Source organism: Nocardia speluncae NBRC 108251, from assembly GCF_001613245.1.
GTDB classification, from domain to species: Bacteria; Actinomycetota; Actinomycetes; order Mycobacteriales; family Mycobacteriaceae; genus Nocardia; species Nocardia speluncae.
In genome coordinates this window covers 139,848-157,955 of record NZ_BDBZ01000001.1, presented here as the reverse complement: position 1 = coordinate 157,955, position 18,108 = coordinate 139,848, and the positions used below count along the sequence as shown (strand labels likewise).

18 protein-coding genes are annotated in these 18,108 nt (G+C 67.0%); 7 read left to right on the top strand and 11 right to left on the bottom strand.

Annotated elements, in window-relative coordinates; all coding sequences use genetic code 11:
* Position 1 precedes the first annotated feature (1 nt).
* The gene (locus NS6_RS00710) at positions 2 to 1,216 is read right to left on the bottom strand and encodes a low temperature requirement protein A (RefSeq protein ID WP_068035970.1); all 1,215 of its coding nucleotides are present in this window, start codon (positions 1,214 to 1,216) and stop codon (positions 2 to 4) included.
* 331 nt (positions 1,217 to 1,547) lie between these two features.
* Between NS6_RS00710 and lppU the strand changes: the two genes are divergently transcribed.
* Positions 1,548 to 2,135, top strand: coding sequence for an LppU family putative lipoprotein (gene lppU, locus NS6_RS00705; protein WP_068035228.1), 588 nt, complete (start codon positions 1,548 to 1,550; stop codon positions 2,133 to 2,135).
* A gap of 288 nt (positions 2,136 to 2,423) precedes the next feature.
* Positions 2,424 to 3,335 carry a hypothetical protein gene (locus tag NS6_RS00700; protein WP_157112565.1) on the top strand — a complete coding sequence of 304 codons (912 nt, stop codon included), beginning with the start codon at positions 2,424 to 2,426 and terminating at the stop codon, positions 3,333 to 3,335.
* A 182-nt stretch (positions 3,336 to 3,517) separates the two neighbouring features.
* Here NS6_RS00700 and NS6_RS00695 read toward each other — a convergent pair whose 3' ends face one another.
* Together NS6_RS00695 and NS6_RS00690 are read right to left on the bottom strand one after the other, a co-directional pair.
* Positions 3,518 to 3,691 carry a CsbD family protein gene (locus NS6_RS00695; protein ID WP_068035968.1) on the bottom strand — a complete coding sequence of 58 codons (174 nt, stop codon included), beginning with the start codon at positions 3,689 to 3,691 and terminating at the stop codon, positions 3,518 to 3,520.
* 150 nt (positions 3,692 to 3,841) lie between these two features.
* Positions 3,842 to 4,330, bottom strand: a complete 489-nt coding sequence (locus NS6_RS00690; RefSeq protein ID WP_068035966.1) for a flavin reductase family protein — start codon at positions 4,328 to 4,330, stop codon at positions 3,842 to 3,844.
* A gap of 192 nt (positions 4,331 to 4,522) precedes the next feature.
* Between NS6_RS00690 and NS6_RS00685 the strand changes: the two genes are divergently transcribed.
* The 3 genes from NS6_RS00685 (at position 4,523) to NS6_RS00675 (ending at position 6,377) form a co-directional block, all read left to right on the top strand.
* Positions 4,523 to 4,987 (top strand): SRPBCC family protein, encoded by a 465-nt coding sequence (locus NS6_RS00685; protein ID WP_068035221.1) that lies wholly within the window; start codon positions 4,523 to 4,525, stop codon positions 4,985 to 4,987.
* A gap of 290 nt (positions 4,988 to 5,277) precedes the next feature.
* Positions 5,278 to 5,838 (top strand): DUF1801 domain-containing protein, encoded by a 561-nt coding sequence (locus tag NS6_RS00680; protein WP_307646906.1) that lies wholly within the window; start codon positions 5,278 to 5,280, stop codon positions 5,836 to 5,838.
* A gap of 62 nt (positions 5,839 to 5,900) precedes the next feature.
* The gene (locus NS6_RS00675) at positions 5,901 to 6,377 is read left to right on the top strand and encodes a CinA family protein (protein WP_068035220.1); all 477 of its coding nucleotides are present in this window, start codon (positions 5,901 to 5,903) and stop codon (positions 6,375 to 6,377) included.
* Positions 6,378 to 6,407: 30 nt separating this feature from the next.
* Here NS6_RS00675 and NS6_RS00670 read toward each other — a convergent pair whose 3' ends face one another.
* Entirely contained in the window at positions 6,408 to 8,153 is a 1,746-nt protein-coding gene (locus tag NS6_RS00670; RefSeq protein WP_068035962.1) for a penicillin-binding transpeptidase domain-containing protein, read from the bottom strand.
* A 149-nt stretch (positions 8,154 to 8,302) separates the two neighbouring features.
* Here NS6_RS00670 and NS6_RS00665 point away from each other — a divergent pair, with 149 nt between their 5' ends.
* Positions 8,303 to 9,478: a pyridoxal phosphate-dependent aminotransferase gene (locus tag NS6_RS00665; protein ID WP_068035219.1), complete on the top strand. Its 1,176-nt coding sequence runs from the start codon at positions 8,303 to 8,305 to the stop codon at positions 9,476 to 9,478.
* Positions 9,479 to 9,487: 9 nt separating this feature from the next.
* Here the strand turns inward: NS6_RS00665 and NS6_RS00660 are convergent, their stop codons facing one another.
* On the bottom strand, positions 9,488 to 11,209 hold the full coding sequence (locus NS6_RS00660) for a DUF3556 domain-containing protein (RefSeq protein ID WP_068035961.1): 1,722 nt from the start codon (positions 11,207 to 11,209) through the stop codon (positions 9,488 to 9,490).
* 135 nt (positions 11,210 to 11,344) lie between these two features.
* Entirely contained in the window at positions 11,345 to 11,968 is a 624-nt protein-coding gene (locus NS6_RS00655; RefSeq protein ID WP_168443379.1) for a TetR/AcrR family transcriptional regulator, read from the bottom strand.
* A 104-nt stretch (positions 11,969 to 12,072) separates the two neighbouring features.
* On the opposite strand from NS6_RS00655, the gene NS6_RS00650 reads away from it, so the two are divergent.
* Complete coding sequence (locus tag NS6_RS00650) at positions 12,073 to 13,578, top strand: carotenoid oxygenase family protein (protein WP_157112564.1); 1,506 nt, start codon at positions 12,073 to 12,075, stop codon at positions 13,576 to 13,578.
* A 63-nt stretch (positions 13,579 to 13,641) separates the two neighbouring features.
* Here NS6_RS00650 and NS6_RS00645 read toward each other — a convergent pair whose 3' ends face one another.
* From NS6_RS00645 to NS6_RS35335, 5 genes are all read right to left on the bottom strand, one after another.
* On the bottom strand, positions 13,642 to 14,619 hold the full coding sequence (locus tag NS6_RS00645; RefSeq protein ID WP_068035216.1) for a glycine betaine ABC transporter substrate-binding protein: 978 nt from the start codon (positions 14,617 to 14,619) through the stop codon (positions 13,642 to 13,644).
* A complete protein-coding gene (locus tag NS6_RS00640) occupies positions 14,616 to 15,353 on the bottom strand; it encodes an ABC transporter permease (RefSeq protein WP_157112563.1) in 738 nt (245 codons plus the stop codon). The genes NS6_RS00645 and NS6_RS00640 overlap by 4 nt, the downstream gene beginning before the upstream one ends.
* Positions 15,350 to 16,777 carry an ATP-binding cassette domain-containing protein gene (locus tag NS6_RS00635; RefSeq protein ID WP_084470501.1) on the bottom strand — a complete coding sequence of 476 codons (1,428 nt, stop codon included), beginning with the start codon at positions 16,775 to 16,777 and terminating at the stop codon, positions 15,350 to 15,352. The genes NS6_RS00640 and NS6_RS00635 overlap by 4 nt, the downstream gene beginning before the upstream one ends.
* On the bottom strand, positions 16,774 to 17,418 hold the full coding sequence (locus NS6_RS00630) for an ABC transporter permease (RefSeq protein ID WP_068035214.1): 645 nt from the start codon (positions 17,416 to 17,418) through the stop codon (positions 16,774 to 16,776). The genes NS6_RS00635 and NS6_RS00630 overlap by 4 nt, the downstream gene beginning before the upstream one ends.
* Before the next feature lie 276 nt (positions 17,419 to 17,694).
* Positions 17,695 to 17,997: a hypothetical protein gene (locus NS6_RS35335; protein WP_068035212.1), complete on the bottom strand. Its 303-nt coding sequence runs from the start codon at positions 17,995 to 17,997 to the stop codon at positions 17,695 to 17,697.
* Between the last annotated feature and the right edge of the window lie 111 nt (positions 17,998 to 18,108).

The window sequence follows — 18,108 nt, the reverse complement described above, 5'->3', positions numbered from 1 at the left end:
GTTACCGATGATGTTCGCCGTGCCTGATCTCGTCACGCGGCGCAGCGAAGCGGACGGTCTCCCAGACGATCAGCAACAGCAGGACCGCACACAGGATCGCCAGGGCGGCGAGCGCGGGTAGAGCGGCCGCTGGTGGGATCAGGGCGAGCAGCACCACGATCGCGACAACGCGGGATCGGGTGACTTCCCCGGTTGCGTAGGCCTTACCACCGACGAGCCCGATCAGGAACAGTGCGACACCGCCGTAGAGCGCGAACAACGGTATCCCGTAAAGCGCGTCGGTGAGCCGGTGATGCGAGCTGTCTCCGACGTAGTACAGCACCTTCTTCAGGCCCAGCGACAATGCGATCACGCCGACGATCATCGGGAAATGCCAATATGTGTAGCAGTTTCGGGCGATCTTGATCCGCCGTTCCCCATCCGCCGCGGCCAGCGCGTGCGCCACCGACAGCGCGGCGACATCGAAGTACGCCCACCACAGCAGGCCGGAGATCGCCAGGCCCAGTAGCGAGCCCACGGTGATCGGCCACGAGATGGGTAGCGCGGCCACCCCGATTCCGATCGAGACGATGGATTCGCCCAGCGCCACGATGACGATCAACCCGTAGCGTTCGGAGAAATGCTCGGCCGAGTTGACCCGCCAGCCGTTGCCGGCGAACAGGGTCCAGGCCATATCGCCCACCACTGCGGCGATCCACAACCCGATCTGGGTGGCACCCGTGGTGGTTTCCGCGACGACCAGGAGTGCGGTGCCGATGGTGATCGACCCCAGCCCCCAGCGCACCACCTGCGCACGCAGTTGCGGGTCGTGCGTGCTGGCCAGCCAGAACATACCCAGATGGACGAGCCGGGCCACCAGATAGGCCAGCGCGAACACCAGTGGTCCCGACCAGCCGCCGGGGAGGTCGTGAAATGCCTCGGGAATGGTCAGTGCGGCGATGAACGCGGCACCCATGGCCGTGAACATGGCCACCCGGGCCAGACCTTCGTCGGCGCGCACCACATTGCCCAGCCAGCTGTAGGCGATCCACACCCACCACATCACGGCCAGAACCAGCAACGCCCGCAGCATGTTCACGGCCGAGGTGTCCTCGGCGGCCAGATCGGTGACCTTGGTGAGCGCGAAGACCACCACCAGATCGAAGAACAGTTCGAGTTGGGTGACCGCGGCTCCCTGGGCAACCGGCTGCAACCCCATTCGCTTGGATCGACTCATACGGCAGATACTCGCACCGGGCGGCGGCGGTCGCGGGTACCCGGACGCCGGCTTCGGCATGTTTCGATCGCCGGATATCGGACACGGGGCCGGTGGAGAATGCCGGAGCGGACCACGCGGCGGATTGCACCGATTCCGGACCCGGTGCGCGACCTCGTGCGATACCCGGAGTCATGACCGACCGACCGGTCCGCGACCACCCTGTGCGCCCGGATATGATCTCGAGCGGGTCGGGGGCGGCGAGTAGTGCGCAGATCATGGTGCCTCGTCGAACGATTCATGAGTTCTCCCCCTATCCACTTGTGCGATCGATTTCGATGGAGGAATTGTCATGTCCAGACGCGCGCCCGTATTCGGGGTCCGGAACCTGCTCGCCGGGTTCGTCGTGGCCGGTTGCGCCGTACTCGCGCTATCGGGTTGTTCCGGCGCGGACTCATCGGGATCCGCGAGCCCGGCCCCCACGACCACCGTTGCGGGACAGCACGGGACCGACGAAGGCGGCGACGTCTCGTTCGACGCCGAGATCGGCCAGTGTGTGACCCTGTCCGGAACCATGATGGACGCCGAGATCGACCACGCCGAATGCGGTAGTGAGAAGTCGAACTACAAGGTCGTCGCCAAGGCGCCGACCCAGGACGATTGTGCCGCCGACGTCGACCAGACCTATTACGTCACCCTCGGCGGCGAGGAACAGGGCGCCCTGTGCCTCGATATCGACTGGGTCGTCGGCCAGTGCATGACCATCCCGGCCGGTATGGACAGTCCCGCGCACAGCCCGTGTACCGCGGGTAAGCCCGATACGGTCCGGGTGCTCGCGATCCTGCCCGGCACCACCGATGCGGCCGGTTGCCCCGAAGAAGCCACCAGCTACTACACCTACGACGAACGCAAACTCGTCACCTGCGTCGCCGAGGTCTGACCACCCGAGCGCCGAGTGTGGTCTCGGCCCACGGTCGAGGCCACACGAGCTCCCGACGGTCCGGGCCGGCCGAGCCCCCGCCCGGAATACCGCAGGACGCAGTCGATTCCGTCCACACGATCGGTTCGGCACAACCCGCCCATTTCGATGCCGTACTCGGCGATGGTTGCCTACGCTTTGTACGGTGAGCGCCTCGCCGGTGGGCATAGGATCACCCTCGACGGCGGCCGACCGGTATCGAAATGCCCCGACACCGAACCTGCGTCCGCACTACCGTCTGGAGTCCGCATGAGTTCATCCACCGTCGCCGTCACGGTGCTGGGCGCCGGCCTGCTCGCCCGGCCGATCGCGGACCGTATCGGGGCACGGGCCGATCTGGAGCTCACCGCGCGAGTCACGGAGGTACAGGTACCGCCCGCAGGCACCGGATGCATCGTCTACGTACCCTCTTTCGCCGAGATAGCCGCGGACGCACCGGCCGCGATACTGCCGCGCCTGCTGCGCGAGGGATACGACGTGATCTCGACGGCGCCGCAGAACAGCCACGGTCCCGAATCCGCACTCGCCGATGCCTGCCACGCCGGGAATTCGGCCTTCCATGCGACAGGCGCATTCCAGACCACCGTCGCGGCCCGCCTCATCCGGTCGATCACCGAAGTCACCCGCGATATCCGCCGGGTGGAGCTCGTGGAGGAGCTGGACTTCACCGGCACCGGCGTCTACCCGTGGGGTGCACCGGGTGAGGTCGGGATCGGCGCCGTCGATACCGCCGTTGCGACGCGGGCCGTGACCCTGGTGGACGGTTATTACACGGCCGGGCTCCATGTTCTGGACGAGGCGGTTTTCGGCAGCACGGCCGGCGCCACCGAAACACCCGCCGGCACGGTGGACCTCGTCACCGACGATACGGGCGTGGTCGAAAAGGTGATCGTGCACCGTGATCTCGGGCCGGCGCTCAGTTACCGCTCCATCTGGTCGGCGGCCACCGCGGACCGGTCACCGCTGCGCTATCGGCTCACCACGACTACCGATACCGCGAAGGGAACGGCGAATGTCCGCTTCAAATGTATGGCGGGCGTCCATCCCGCCGACCATCTCACCTGTGCCGATGCCGTGGAAGCCATCCGCCCGGTCCACGAACGGACCTTCGGCGCGGTTCTGCGGGACCTGGCCACCCACCAAGCCCCGGGCGGCGACTGAGATCGCGTGCCGATACAGCCCGGCCGTGGATTCAAGCGTCGAAGAGCAATCGAGCCCGGTGAAGGTGTAACCGGGGCCACCGGCGCCACGCCCGCGGATACCGCCGCCATCCGGACTCTGTCACCGCCGCAGAGGCACCGGGACCGGACGGTAGCCGATCCCGGTGCGCCGCCGACGGCCGATCAGTCGCGGAAGGCGTCCTTCACCTTCTCGCCGGCATCCTTCAGATTCGATTTGACCTGGTCGGCCTTGCCTTCGTTCTTCTTGTCCTCGTCACCGGTGGCCTCGCCGTACTTCTCCTTGGCCTGACCGGCGAGCTCCTCGGCCTTGTTGCTGACCTTGTCGGTTCCGCTCACAGCCGGACTCCTCTCGTCGGGGCGACCGGCCTGCCCGATCCAGCCGGTCTGCGGCGCGGGTAACCAGCGACCGGCTACGTAAACCGGAAAGGTGGTGGCGGCCGGCCCGGTGACGGAAACGGCCGATTCCACCGGCCCGCACCGATGGAATCAGGCCGGATGGCCCGGTTCCAGATCGGTGACGTCGTGATAACGCAGTGCCCCCGGCTCAGACCGCAGCGACTCCCCCACCTCCGGTGCCAGGAACAGCCCCACATGGTCGCCGAAATCGTGACGGTCCAGAACACGACCACAGAACCAGGCCGCGGCGTCGTCCAGCACAGGCACCTCGTGCGGACCGGGCTGCCACGAGCAGTGCGCAAATTTGTCGATCTCGTCGCCGGTCTCCCCACCGAAGAGCATCGCAAGGGAAGCATGGTCGCGGCCGATGAGATGCACACCCACGAATTCGGCGTGCTGCGCGAGACGATAGGTGTGGTTCACCTTGGACAGGCACACCAGGAACCGCTTCGGCTCGATCGCTACCTGCGTAGCGAACCCCACCAGGCACCCGGCCCGCCGCCCGCCGGCGGCAAGAGTCACCACGAACACCGGCGGGTCGGCCGCGGCGATCAGAGCGTCGAAGAAGTTCTCCGGCATCCGCTGTGTATAGCAGGCCGCCGAGCTGGAGGCCGCACGGCTCGCGCCGGTGACCACGCATCCCCGGATCCGGCCTGTAGCCCTTGCGGGGAATGTCATGAATGCACCCGGAGCACCGAAGTTCGGTGTTGTGGCACTCGCACCCACCGTCTACTATCGTCTGTAGTAGATGGCTACACGGGAGGGTACGTCATGCACACCACCACAGTGGAGCGGACCATCGCGGCACCTATCGGCGAGGTCTTCGACTGGTTCGCCGATTCGCGAAACTACGCCCGCTCACCGGCCGTGCTGCGCAACCGCTGGGGTCGGCTGGGGGACGAATCCCCGTACGGCGTCGGCGCGGTTCGGATTCACCTCTGGGTGATCGGATGGTTCCGCGAACGCATCACCGCGTACAACGCACCGCACGGCTTCGATTACTTCGTCGAGCGCAGCTTTCCGCCCGCACACCACGAAGGCGGAAGTATGACTTTCACCGAAGTGCCGGGTGGCACACGAGTCATCTGGAGTACGACCTCCGAACTACCACTCCCCTTCCCCACACTGAGGACCGCAGCGATGCGGGTCGCCGGTCCAGTAATCGCCAAGGTATTCGACACAATCCTCGAGGCCGCCGAAGCCGCCCTCACGGAACCACCCGGCTCCGGGAATTGACTGTTACACAGTCGAGTTCGGACGCCGTTCGGCGGTGTATTTCGGCGCAGTCAGGACCGGCAACGAACGAGCGCTTTCGACCAGCTTCCGCATTGCGCAGTGTCGCAGGCCTGATGTCCAAGTCCATGACACCCAACCTACGTGCCACGCAACCCACCGGCCGCGACATGCGCCCTGGGAACTCGCCATCGAGCGATTGCTTGTCGCTATTGTTCATGGCGAGGGTGGGGCTGGTTCGACTCGACGCACAGTTCATGATTCCGGCAGTCATCATGCGCAATCTTCCAGTGGTGGCCGCCGGCCGGGCCGCATCGATCATGAATCGAGAAGCGCCGCGTTCCTGTCGGAGCCAGCGTGACCAGCGTTGGGCGACGAACACGAAGAAAGGCGCCACGATGACCACGAACACCGGCATGAAGAACGCGGACGGCTTTTCCGAGGACGAACGTGCGGCCATCAAAGAACGCGCCGCGGAATTGAAGAAGCAGGCGAGCCACGGTCGTGGCAACAAGGCAGCCACCGAAGAGCTCGACGTGCTGTCGAAAATCGCCGATATGGCAGCACCGGACCGCGCGGTGGCCGAACGCATCCACGCCATCGTCACCACCCGCGCCCCCGAGCTGTCACCGAAGCTGTGGTACGGACAGCCGGCCTACGCCAGGAAAGGGAAGGTCGTGTGCTTCTTCCGCAGCGGGCACGCCGACAAAGAGCGCTACTCGACCTTCGGCTTCACCACCGAAGCACACCTCGACGCCGACAGCGGTCTGTGGCCGACCTCGTACGCCGTAACCGAGTTGAGCGCCGAAGCGGAAGCGGCGATCGCCGCCCTCGTCGAGAAGTCCGTGCCCTGACCGGCGCAGGAGAAGAATCGATCCCTGCCGAATCCGATCCCGAGGAGCTGCTGGTACCCGCGGTGCTGGGGCGAGCGCATGAACAGGCCGAGGAGCTGGCCGAGCTCGCCGGTCGAGCCGGACTACAGGTGGCGGTCGCGGAATCGCTGACCGCCGGGCAGCTGGCAGCTGCGCTCGGCGCGGCGAGCGATTCGGGTGAATGGTTCCGAGGGGCCGTCGTCGCCTACAGCAGAGCCGTCAAACATCATGTGCTGGGCGTGCCGGACGGCCCGGTGGTATGTGCTGCGGCAGCGGCTGCGATGGCCGAGGGGGTGCGCACGCTGTTCGAAGCGTCCTTGGCGGTGGGCGTGACGGGAGCCGGTGGACCCGATCCGCAGGACGGGCACGAGCCGGGGTCGGTGTGGTTCGCCGTATCCGTGGACGGTTCGGTGCGCACACACCATCGGCACTTCGCCGGCGAACCCTCCGAAATCCTCGGTCAGGTCGTCGTTCACGCGGTAGAACTCCTGCTCGACGCCGCCCGGGAACAGTGGGCCTGAGCCCATCCCCCGATCCGTTCGGTCACGGGCTCACAAACTCCGCAGCATACGGCCCGCTGCCTCGACGGCCGGGCCGGAACTACCGGCATCCGCGACGAAGACCGCAAAGGCCAGGTCGCCGCGGATACCCACGAACCAGCCGTGCGCATTCGTATTGTCACCGTATTCGGCGGTACCGGTCTTGCCGAGCAGGCCGGGGATATCGGCCAGCTGGGTGGCAGTACCGGCGGTCACTGTCTCGCGCATCATGGTTTTCAGCTGGTCGGTCACGGTCGCGGGCAGCGGTGGCGGGGTGCGGTCCGGTGTGCCCGGTTGCCCGGCCACCATCACCGGTGCGGGGGTGGCACCGTCGGCGATCGAGGCGGCGACAAGTGCCATCCCGAACGGGGACGCCGTTACCGCGCCCTGGCCGATACTGGTCTCCACCCGTTCCGCCGAATTCGCCGGGACCGGCACACTACCGGTCACCGTGGTCAGCCCCGGTGTCACATAGTCGACGCCGAGGCCGAGGCGTTCGGCGGTGGTGGTGAGCGCTTCCGGCGGCAACTGGACCGCCAGCCCGGCCATGGTCGTGTTGCAGGAGTGCGCGAATGCGGTGTGCAGTGGCACCTGGCCCAGATCGAAACTGTCGTCGTTGGGGATCCGGCGGCCCTCGATATCGGCGACTCCGGGGCACGGCAGCACGGTATCGGGTGTCGCGGTCCCGGCGTCCAGAACGGCGGCGGTGGTCACCGTTTTGAAGGTGGAACCCGGCGGGTACAGGCCGGTGAACGTGATGGGCCCTTCGGCGTCGGCGGCGTCGTTCTGGCCGGCGGCCACGACCTCACCGGTGGAGGGCCGGATCGCCACCATGGCCGCCGCCTGGCCGATCGGGTCCAGCGCAGTTTCCGTGGCGCGTTGCAGACCCGCGTCGATGGTGGTGTGGATATCGGTGGTCTGCCCGGGTTCCCGGCCGGCGACCCGGACCGCGCCTTCCGAGGTGCGGGCCTGTACCACCCAGCCGGCCGCCGCGTCGGCCTGTTCCTGCCAAAGTTCGGCCGGACCGGACAGGGTTTGCGCGGACAGGGCCCGGTCGGTCGTCAGCAACCGGGTCTGCGGGGCGAGGGTGACACCGGGGGCGGCGGTCAGCGCCTCACGGATCGGCGCGATATCGGATTCGCGCAGACTGATCGCCGTCACGGAGCCACCGTGGGCTGCGGCCAGGTCCGCAGCCAGTGAGGCCGCGGTGATCCCCGGCGCCATCGGCGATACCAGATTCGCCACGGCCACGGTATCGGCGCCGGGTGCGAGCCGGACCAGGGTCACCACCTGTTCGGACAGCAGTTCCCCGCCCGACGAATCGAGGACGCGCGCCGGTTCCGGATACACCGGCGCATAGGTCAGTTCCCCCTGGTCGAGCCCGGGTGCGAGCACGGCGGGGTTCCAGCGGATGCGGTGGCCCGCATCGGTCTCCACGGCGGTGCCGGTGGTGGTGTACTGCCACTCGGCGCCCTGTTTTCCCAGCTTCCAGGTCGCCTCGAGGGTGAACGTATCGTCTTCGGTCCCCGCGACCGTGTAGGTCACCTCCTTGCCCAGACCGTCGTACAGCGCGCCGGCGGTCTGCTCCGCGCGGGCGGGGTCGTCGGTGAGCTGCGCTGCCGCGGCGATATCGTCGCGGTTGAGCGCGTCGGCGAAACTGCCGGCCGTGGTTTCGGGCTCGGGTGGCCCGGAGGAGCAACCGGCCAGGGCCAGACCGAGGACCGTCAGCAGTACGAGGACTTTCCGATCGATAGGCATCACCTGCGACTGTATCGACCGCACCCCGGCAGTACGCCCCATCCCTGCCGAACGGCGCGTACCCGGTCGGGCCGGGCCACGCAGCGCCGGGCCCGCCATCGGTATGCACGGCGCTCCCCAGCACCCGAACCGCCGTCTACCCTCGTCTCATGCCTGCCCTGCCTCCCACTGTCACCAGGTTGCGGCCGTTCGCGGCCACCATCTTCGCCGAGATGACCGAACTCGCCGTCCGGCACGAGGCGGTCAATCTCGGGCAGGGTTTCCCGGACAGCGACGGCCCCGCGGCCATGCTGGAGGTCGCCCGCGAGGCCATCGCCGGCGGCGGTAACCAGTACCCGCCGGGCCGGGGTGTTCCGGTGCTGCGGCGCGCGATCGCCGCGGACCGGGCCCGGCGCTACGGCACACGGTACGACCCCGATTCCGAAGTGCTGGTGACCGTCGGCGCGACCGAAGCGGTGACCGCGGCGGTGCTCGGGCTGGTCGAGCCGGGTGCCGAGGTCGTACTGATCGAGCCGTACTACGACTCCTATCCCGCGGCAATAGCCCTGGCCGGGACCCGCCGGCGTACTGCCCGGCTCACCGCCGACGGCGACCGGTTCGTTCTCGACCACGACAGCCTGCGTGCCGCGATCACCCCGGCCACCCGGATGCTGATCTTGAATTCGCCGCACAATCCCACCGGCACCGTCCTGGACCGCACGGATCTCACCGCGATCGCCGAGATCGCCTGCGAACACGATCTGCTGGTGCTGGCCGACGAGGTGTACGAGCATCTGGTCTACGACGGCGCCGAACACCTCAGTATCGCCACTCTGCCGGGGATGGCGGAGCGGACGCTGGTTGTCTCCAGTGCGGCGAAAACGTTCAGCGTCACCGGCTGGAAAATCGGCTGGATCTGCGGACCGGCCGCGTTGATCGACGGCGTCTTGGCCGCCAAACAATTCCTCACCTTCGTCGGTGGTGGCCCGTTCCAGCCGGCGGTCGCCCATGCCCTCACCCACGAACTCGAGTGGGTGGCCGCGCTCCGGGATTCGCTGGCCGAACGCCGGTTGCGGTTGTCCGCGGCGTTGGCCGATACCGGGTTCCGCGTGCATCCGAGTGCCGGTAGCTATTTCGTCTGCGCCGATATCCGCCCGCTCGGCGCGGACGACGGTATCCGGTTCTGCCGTGAACTACCCGAACGGCTCGGCGTCGCCGCGGTGCCGGTCAGTGTTTTCACCGATGATCCCGGGACGTGGCGCCACCTCGTCCGGTTCACCTTCTGCAAGCGCCCGCAAACCCTGGACGAAGCGGTGCGCCGGCTCCGGCTCGCATCCGCCGGCTGAGCCGGCGCGTCAGCTTCCGTTCTCGGGGTACACGGGTACATCGTCGTCCCACGGCTGGCGGACAACCATATCGGCGACCCGCACGTGCCCACGTTCGAATTCACCGGTCGCGGCGTCGACGAGGCGGTAGTTCTGCTGCTGCCGCTGGATCGGCTGGGCGTCCAGCAGCACGATTCGTACCTCACCCGGTTCGAAATCGCAGCGTTGCGCCAGGGCGGCGATCAGCTGCTCGTTGTGCAGATGACCGTCGCCGAAGTTCCAGCCCAAGGCGGTTGAACAGATACGTTCCCCGTCGGTGAGGACGTAGTCCTTCTCGTCGTGCCCGGCCATTGCCCGATGCGCGAGGGTGAACAGCGCCTTCCCATGAGTGTTGAACGCGCGGAACGCGTATCCCAGATACAGCGGGATCTGCGCCGCCTCCCGGCTGCCGTAGTAGCGCTCGAGCTGCGCGGCCGGCATGGCGGCCACGGCGGTGATTCCGGCGCGGATCTTGGCATCGGCCGACGGCTTGATGCACCACAGGGTCGTATCCCAGTTACCTGCGTAGTACCGCATCCCGGGCAGGAAGGAGACCTTGCGCGGGAATATGTTCCCGACCGCAACCGTCCCCGCGAGAACCACGAACAGGAGCACCACCGGCGCAGGATTACCCAGATCGGCCGGACCGATATCCGCGTGCGCGACGAACAGCGTCAGCACCCCGAAGATCATGAAAACGTTCCACTCGAGCGGCACCCCCATCGGGATCGAGGTGAGGATCACCAGGTGGAAGCAGATGAGCGCGATCGCGGCCACTGTGGTCGGCAGACCACCGTCGCTGAAGAACAACACCAGCGGGGCGAGCATCTCGATCGCCGTGCCGCCGTGGGCGAACAGCCGCGACAGCCGCCCCGGCCGCAGATCGTCCGGGAAACGCTCGAAGAACAGGCGTTTGAGCGCCCGCGGCCGGACCACCGGACTGTTGGACATCATCGTCGACACCACGAACGGGAAATGCTTGTTCAGCTTCGATACCGCCGCGCCGACCCAGATGACGACGAACACCACCTTGGCGGCGACGATCGCATCCGCACCACCGAACAGGAAGGTGACCGCAAGGGCCCCGTACACCTCACCGCGCGCCGCCAGGAAGATCACCTTGTCACGCAGCCCGAGCACCGCCAGCAGGACAAGAACCGCCGCGATCTCCCAGCCCGGCAGCAGACCCACCGACGAACCGATTTCGGGTACCGGCCCGGTCCCGTCCGAGAACAGGCCGACCAGCAGCATGATCAGCAGCGCCGCGTACAGCGCCGCATCGAACGGGGTCCGGGTCGTGCCCCGGGTCAGCGGCACGCGGCCCGGCCACGGTGGCAGCCGGATCGTGCCGGGCCGCAGCCAGTACAGGAACGACCCCATCGGCGGGAAGAAGCGGTTGTTCAACGGCCCGAAACCGCAGCCCAGGCCGACGACTTCGAACAGCATCGTGAACAGCACGATCTTCTGGAACACGATCGGTTCCGACCACCACGACCCGACCGCACCGAATCCGTCGATTCCGGTCGTGGTCAGTGCGAACAGCATGCCGCCCACGATGTAGAGGGCGATTTTCACTACATAGAACAGGCGCAGTGGTGGCGGGGTGCCGAATCCGACCTCGGCCCAGTGCCGCGCCATCGGACGGATCTTCTCCGCCCGGGTGCCGCGGCTCCATTCGTCCAGATCCACTACCGGAAGCTCCGGCCGGAGCATGCCGAACAACCGATCCGTTGTACCCACTGGCACCCGATCCCTCTTCGTTCAATCAGTTGATTGAACGTACTACGAACAGTCCCGTCGCGACCGGCGTTTCGTGCGAACGATTCAGAACCGGCCACCCGGTCACGATCACCGGGCGATAGTTCGCGCGACACCTGTGAACAGCGCCGTCAACTGCTCGACCAATTCGGAGCGGTCCACCGTCAATTCACCGGCGGAAAACGCCCACAGGGCGTCGGACCAGCCGCCGACCAGCAGGAATCCCGCGGTATCGAGCATTCGCGGATCCGCCCGACCGAATTCCGCGGCCGCCGCCACGAGGAAAGGTCTCAGGGCGGCGACCGAGCGGAGCAGCAACGCCTCTCGCCGCCGGGCCAGCGCCGGATCTCCCGCGGTGTGCAGGATTCGCAGAAGCCTGGGATCGTCGATGAACGCCGACACCATCACAGCAATGGCGTCGTCGGCGGGTGAGGGTTCACCCGACGCCAGTATTTCGGCAACCCGCCGGCCGATGCTCTGCTCCAGCCGATCCACCACCGCGTCCAGCAGGGCGTCGAGATCGGCGAAGTTCTCGTAGAAGTAGCGATTGTTCAGCCCGGCCTCCCGGCATACACCCCGGACGGTCACGCCGGGCGCGCCCGCGGTGTCCAGGAGATGCAGTGCGGCGTCCAGCAACCGTTCACGCCGGGAGCGCTGCCGATCAGAGAAGGGAACGCCACCGTAGGACTGGCCGGATATCTCGGGACCGGTCATCTCGCGGACCTCCTCGTTTCTTTGCGCACGGACCACCATTGCCGAGCCCCACCCCGGCAGCTACTCTGGCAACACCTGTTACCAGAGTAGCGAGGGAGGCCGCGATGGCCCCGCACACCCCGACCACCGCCGCCGGAACGCCGATGGTTCCCGGCATGCCGTTGCGCGAGTTCGAGACGCTCGCGACCGAGCACGACTATCTGCTCACCGATGAATCCGGCACCTTGCCGGCCGATCTGCGCGGAACCCTGTATCGCAACGGAATGGGTGCCTGGGAATCGGGCGGCTCACCGGTCGGGCATATCTTCGACGGCGACGGCATGCTGTCGGTATTCACCTTCGATGGGGAGCACGTTCGATTCCGCAACCGCTACGTCCGGACCACCCACTTCCTGCGCGGGCAGCACACCCGCGGCCCGGCCGGCCGCGGCACGGGCACCCTGCGCCGTGACGGCGGCTTACGCGCGAATGCCTTCCGCTGGCCGCTGTCGAATCAGGCGAATACGAACGTCGTCTGGCACGCCGGTGAGCTCCTGGCGCTGTGGGAAGGCGGCAAACCCCACGCCGTCGACCCGGATACCCTGGAAACCAAGGGTGTTCACGATTTCGCGGGCGGCCTGCGGGGTTTCGGATCCTTCTCCGCCCACCCGAAGATCGACGCACGCACCGGCGAACTGTTCAATTTCGGCACCACCTTCCTGCCGTTTCCCGGTATCGCCGCATACCGGGTCGATACCGCGGGCGCCTTGCACACTCTCGCACGCTGGCGCACCCCGGTGCCGCGCCTCAACCACGATATCGGGCTCACCGACCGGTATCTGGTCTTCGTCATACCTCCCATGACTGTCTCGCCCGTCGGTATGCTGCCCGTTTTCCTGGGCCTGCGGCCGCTCGGCAGCGCCCTCGGCTTCCGCCCCGATATCGGCACCGAGATCGTGCTGATCCCCCGCGACGGCGGCCGCCGGATACATCTGCACACCGAGGCACTGCTGCATTTCCACCTCACCAACTGCTACGACGACGGAACCGATACGGTGATCGAACTGGTCCGCTACACAGCGGATTTCGATACGCTCTGGGGACACTTCCAGCACAGGTTCCGCACCGCACCCGAAAAGCCTGCCTTCGGCGGACCGCTCACCAGATTGCGGGTCACCCGGACAGGCCGCATCACCCGCGAGGATCTCACCGACCGGATCTCGGAGTTCCCGCAGATCGACGCCCGGACAACCGGGCGCCCGCACCGATACTCCTATTCCATCGATGTCGCCCACCACCGTAAGCCCCCCGGCGACAGTGACCAGGACGCAGGCTACGAGGTGGTCCCCAGCGGCGTCACGGTCCTCGACCACGCGCGCGGCACCGAATCCACCTACGAGATACCGAATTACGGTTCTGTCTGCGAGGCAGTGTTCGCGCCGCGGTCCCCCGGCGCTCCGGAAGGAGAGGGCTGGCTGCTCACCGTCGAGTACCTGCGCGACGAACACCGCTCCCGGCTGCTGGTGCTGGATGCGCGATATCCCGACCGGGGCCCGGTCTACGTGGGCGGTTTACGCCATCATCTGCCCCTGGGACTACACGGATCTTTCACCACGCGGATCTCGGGGTGAATACCGCCGCCCCACGGAAACCGCCGCGGGTCCGGAGACACGGTACCGGGTCCGCGTGCCGGGCTATTCGACGAGCCCCTCGCTCTTCAGCCAGTCGTAGGCGACGTCGGCCGGGTCCTCACCGTCGATATCGACGCGGGCGTTGAGGTCCTGCATAAGGTCGTCGGTGAGGCGTTCGGAGATCGTGCCCAGCAGTGTGCGCACCGGTGGATATCGTTCGATGATCTCGCCGCGCACCACTGCCGTGCCGCTGTAGGGCAGGAAGAAGTTCCGGTCGTCTTCGAGGACCACCAGATTCAGGTTCTTCACGCGACCGTCGGTGGTGTACACCATGCCGAAGTTGCAGGGGGCGCTCTGGGCCGTCGCTGTATAGACGACACCGGCGTCCATCCTGGTGACATTCGCGGCAGGCACGCCGTTCGGATCGTTGTACGGGATCCCGTACTTCTCCAGCATCGGCAGGAACCCGTCGGAGCGGCTGAAGAATTCGTCATCGACGCAGAAGGTGCGGTCGGCGACCGGTTTCGCGGCCACATCGGACAGAGAGCGCACGCCCAGACGTTCGGCTGTCGGCGTCGACGCAGCGAATGCGTAGGTGTTGTTGAAGTTGGCCGGCGGCAACCATTCCAGCCCGTATTCGCTCTTCTCGATATCGTGGACGGCCTGCCACAGTTGCTGTGGGTCGGGGATGATCTCGGTCTGGTTGTGGTAGTTCACCCAGCCGGTGCCGGTGTACTCCCAGAGCACATCGGCGTCACCGTTCAACTGGGCCTGCCGCGACGACGCCGAGCCCGGCGCACCGGTGAGGTCGGTGACCTCGGCACCCGCCGCAGCCAGATAGGTGGCGGTGATCTTGCCCAGCAGTACCCCTTCGGTGAAGCTCTTGGAGGTGACGGTGAGCCGTGCTCCGTCCAGCGGGCGAGCACCGCCGGGCAGGGCCGCATCGTGGAAGGTCCCCGACGAGCTCACCAGTCCGCAACCGGTGAGCAGCAGCGCCAGCGCGGCAACCAGGGCGGCGAGCCGGGTGCGTGGCGCTGTCATGAGATACCCCGCGGAGTCGCGGCCAGTTCGACGAGCCGCCCCAGCCAATCGATGATCAGTGCCAGCAGCGCGACCAGGATCGCACCGGAGACCAGCAGTTTCGGCAGGAACAGGGTGACGCCGGTGGTGATCAGCGTGCCGAGGCTGGTGGCGCCGATGAAGGTACTCAGCGTCGCGGTGCCGACCAGGATCACCAGTGCGGTGCGTACACCGTTGAGGATCACCGGCACCGCCAGCGGTAGTTCCACCTGCAACAGGGTGCGGGTGCCCGAGAAACCGATCCCGCGCGACGCCTCGATCGTGCGCTGATCCACCTGCCGCAGACCCACGATCGTGTTCTGCAGAATCGGCAGCACCGCGTACACGACCAGGCCCACGATCGCCGTCCGGAATCCGGTGCCCAGCCAGAACGTGAACAGCACCAGCAGGCCGACCGCCGGCGCGGCCTGGCCGATATTCGCGATATTGACGGCGAGGGGTTCGAATCGTTTCAGTGTGGGCCGGGTGAGCGCGATACCCAGCGGTATCGCCACCACGACCACGATCACGGTGGCCACCACAGTCAGTTTGATGTGCTCGAGGATGGTGGTCTGCAGGTTCGCCCAGCTCAGCGACGCCTGCTCGGTCGGGGTGAAAGTCGTCGATCGGTACCACAGGAGGTAACCGGCGCCGATGACCACGATGATGAGCGGCTCGAACCAGACGTCCAACGGCACGCGACGCAGCCGATTCATAACGGCCCGGCCGAATCGGTGTCGCCGCCATCGGATTCCGCGGTACCGCCCCGCGCGGTCGACTCGGGACGTGCAGAGCCGGCTGTCTCGGGCGCAGCGCCGGTCGCCGGGGGCTGCGCGCTGGTTCCGGGCGCGGAGCGTTCGCCACCGGGTGCGGCGGCGAATTCGTCGTCGGCCGCGACCACGGGGGTCGGCGCCGGATCCGTTCCGTCCACGTACGTGGTGTAGGAGACCTCGGTTTCCTCCTCCCGCACCTCGGCGAGTTTGTCCCGGATCAGCTCGGTCACCGAACCGATACTCAGCGAGCCGACCACCGCCCCGCGGCCGTCGGTGACCAGCGCGGCGCCCTGGCTGGTCGCGAGCATGGCGTCCAGCGCATCGTTGAGCGTCGAGGACCGGGCGACCACCGGCAGCCGCCGGTCCAGAAAATCGGAGACTTCCGGTTTGGTCGCCATTTCCGTGAGCGTCGGCCAAGATCGCGGCCGGCCGGCGCTGTCGACCACCACAGCCCAGGTGTGCCCGGCGGCTTTCGCGCGTTCGATCACGGCAGGCGCCGATTCACCGACGCGGGCGGTGATCACCTCGTCGGTTTCGACGTCGCGGACCCTGGATACGGTCAGGTACGCGAGTTTCGCGCCGGAGCCGACGAATTCCTCCACGAACGGGGTCGCGGGGTCGGTGAGGATTTCCTCCGGGGTCGCGTATTGCTCGATATGACCGCCCTCGGACAGGATCAGCACCCGGTCGCCGAGCTTGGTCGCCTCCTCGAAATCGTGGGTGACGACCACGATGGTTTTCCCGAGTTCGTGCTGGATGGCCAGCAGGCTGTCCTGCAGGCGGGCCCGGGTGATCGGGTCTACCGCGCCGAACGGTTCGTCCATCAGCAGCACCGGCGGATCGGCTGCCAGTGCACGCGCCACCCCGACGCGCTGTTGCTGGCCGCCGGACATATCCTTCGGCAGGCGGCCGGCGAATTCCGCCGGGTCGAGCCCGACCAGGTCGAGCAGGTATTCGGTGCGTTCCGCGATCCGCTGCTTGTCCCAGCCCAGTACCCGGGGAATCGCGCCGACGTTTTTGGCGACCGTCCAGTGCGGAAAGAGTCCACCGGACTGGATGACATAGCCGATGGACTGCCGGAGTTTGTCCGGGTCCTCCCGGGTCACATCGCGGTCGCCGATGAGGATCCGGCCCTCGGTCGGCTCGATCAGCCGGTTGATCATCTTCAACGTGGTCGTCTTACCGCAGCCCGACGGCCCGACGAACGCGACGATCTCCCCCGCCGCGATCTCCAGGTCCAGGCAGGCCACTGCGGGAGTCTCCTGGCCCTTGTAGCGTTTGACGACCGAATCCAGGGTGATCGAGGCGCCGGTCACCGCCCGTTCCGGTGTCGCCGGCGCGGGCCGGCCCGTGACAGCCTCGGTCATGACAATCCCTTTGCGATAGTGAAACGCCCGAGCGCAACAAGCAGTGCGTCGAAAGCCAGCGCGATGGCGACGATGAGGAGGGTGCCGGTCAACGCCATCTCCAGCGCGTTCGCACCGCCGAGCCGGGACAGGCCGTTGAAGATCAGCGAGCCCAGCCCGGGCCCGAGCACGTAGGCGACGATGGCGGCGACTCCGACGATCATCTGCGTGGACACCCGGATACCGGTGAGAATCACCGGCCATGCGATGGGCAGTTCGACGGTGAGCAGGATCCGCCATCGGGAAAAGCCGATACCCCGGGCAGATTCGACGACCGAAGCCGGTACCGAACGTAATCCCACGATCGCATTGCCGATCACCGGCAGTGCCGCGAAGAACGCGAGCATCAGGAAAGAAGGAACCACACCGAGTCCGAACGGCACCAGCAGCAGAGCCAGCAGGGCCAGCGAGGGAATGGTCAGCGCGACCCGGCTCGAGGTCAGCGACAGCGCCGACAGCAGCGGCAGCCGGTAGACCGCCACTGCGAGCAGGACCGCGACGATGCTGCCGGCCAGCACCGTCTGGAATGCCAGCGACGCATGCTGATAGGTGAGGAACGCGAGCGTCTCACCTCGCCCCTGTACATAACTCCACAGATGCACACGGATTCCCCTCGTCGACGGCGGACCGGCCCGGCACCGGCCCGCGCGAACTCACAGACGCGTGAGTCGCCACACTAACCGAATTCCGGACATCTGACCGGGTTCGGCGCGCGGCGACCCGGCTCGAGAATCCCGGGCCGCGGCCGGGTACACGGGGCGTACCAGCAGCGTTCCCGTAACTCATGGCGCCGCCACCTGTTGCGATCGCAGTGATTCCATACCCGCGCAGCCACACCGGCCCGTCGCCTCCGGCTGGCTCGCGCCGAACCTTCCTCATCACCCTGTGCATATGTCTCCCGGGGACGGGTTTTCAGCACCTTGCCGCTGGAGTTGCGTGAGGGCTGGGCGACCACGCGCGGTGGGATACGGGACACCGATGACCGCGGTACCGTTGATCGCGTCGTCACCGCGCAGGGTGCCGGGCATGGGGCTGCATTCGGTCTGCCCGAATGCCGGCGTCTGCGGGAACGTCTCGATCATGGTGCGCAACAGCGTGGTCGAGGCGGGTGCCGCGCGCCGGGAGATCTGCCGCAGCGCGGGCGGATCGCGTGTTCCGATGTCCGGCAGAACACCTGCCACTGTGCCGGGACGAAGACCCCGCTGGAAACACGTTCCCGCGCCAAGAGTTCCACCGATGCCGCGAGATCGACCCCGTGTCGCACTCCCGATCCGGGTCGATCGATTCCGAAG

Excerpts from the sequence above, each read along its gene's own strand:
- NS6_RS00710 (WP_068035970.1), bottom strand. The coding sequence starts at position 1,216 with ATGAGTCGATCCAAGCGAATGGGGTTGCAGCCGGTTGCCCAGGGAGCC.
- lppU (WP_068035228.1), top strand. The coding sequence starts at position 1,548 with ATGTCCAGACGCGCGCCCGTATTCGGGGTCCGGAACCTGCTCGCCGGG.
- NS6_RS00700 (WP_157112565.1), top strand. The coding sequence starts at position 2,424 with ATGAGTTCATCCACCGTCGCCGTCACGGTGCTGGGCGCCGGCCTGCTC.
- NS6_RS00690 (WP_068035966.1), bottom strand. The coding sequence starts at position 4,330 with ATGCCGGAGAACTTCTTCGACGCTCTGATCGCCGCGGCCGACCCGCCG.
- NS6_RS00685 (WP_068035221.1), top strand. The coding sequence starts at position 4,523 with ATGCACACCACCACAGTGGAGCGGACCATCGCGGCACCTATCGGCGAG.
- NS6_RS00670 (WP_068035962.1), bottom strand. The coding sequence starts at position 8,153 with ATGCCTATCGATCGGAAAGTCCTCGTACTGCTGACGGTCCTCGGTCTG.
- NS6_RS00665 (WP_068035219.1), top strand. The coding sequence starts at position 8,303 with ATGCCTGCCCTGCCTCCCACTGTCACCAGGTTGCGGCCGTTCGCGGCC.
- NS6_RS00660 (WP_068035961.1), bottom strand. The coding sequence starts at position 11,209 with ATGCTCCGGCCGGAGCTTCCGGTAGTGGATCTGGACGAATGGAGCCGC.
- NS6_RS00655 (WP_168443379.1), bottom strand. The coding sequence starts at position 11,968 with ATGACCGGTCCCGAGATATCCGGCCAGTCCTACGGTGGCGTTCCCTTC.
- NS6_RS00650 (WP_157112564.1), top strand. The coding sequence starts at position 12,073 with ATGGCCCCGCACACCCCGACCACCGCCGCCGGAACGCCGATGGTTCCC.
- NS6_RS00645 (WP_068035216.1), bottom strand. The coding sequence starts at position 14,619 with ATGACAGCGCCACGCACCCGGCTCGCCGCCCTGGTTGCCGCGCTGGCG.
- NS6_RS00640 (WP_157112563.1), bottom strand. The coding sequence starts at position 15,353 with ATGAATCGGCTGCGTCGCGTGCCGTTGGACGTCTGGTTCGAGCCGCTC.
- NS6_RS00635 (WP_084470501.1), bottom strand. The coding sequence starts at position 16,777 with ATGACCGAGGCTGTCACGGGCCGGCCCGCGCCGGCGACACCGGAACGG.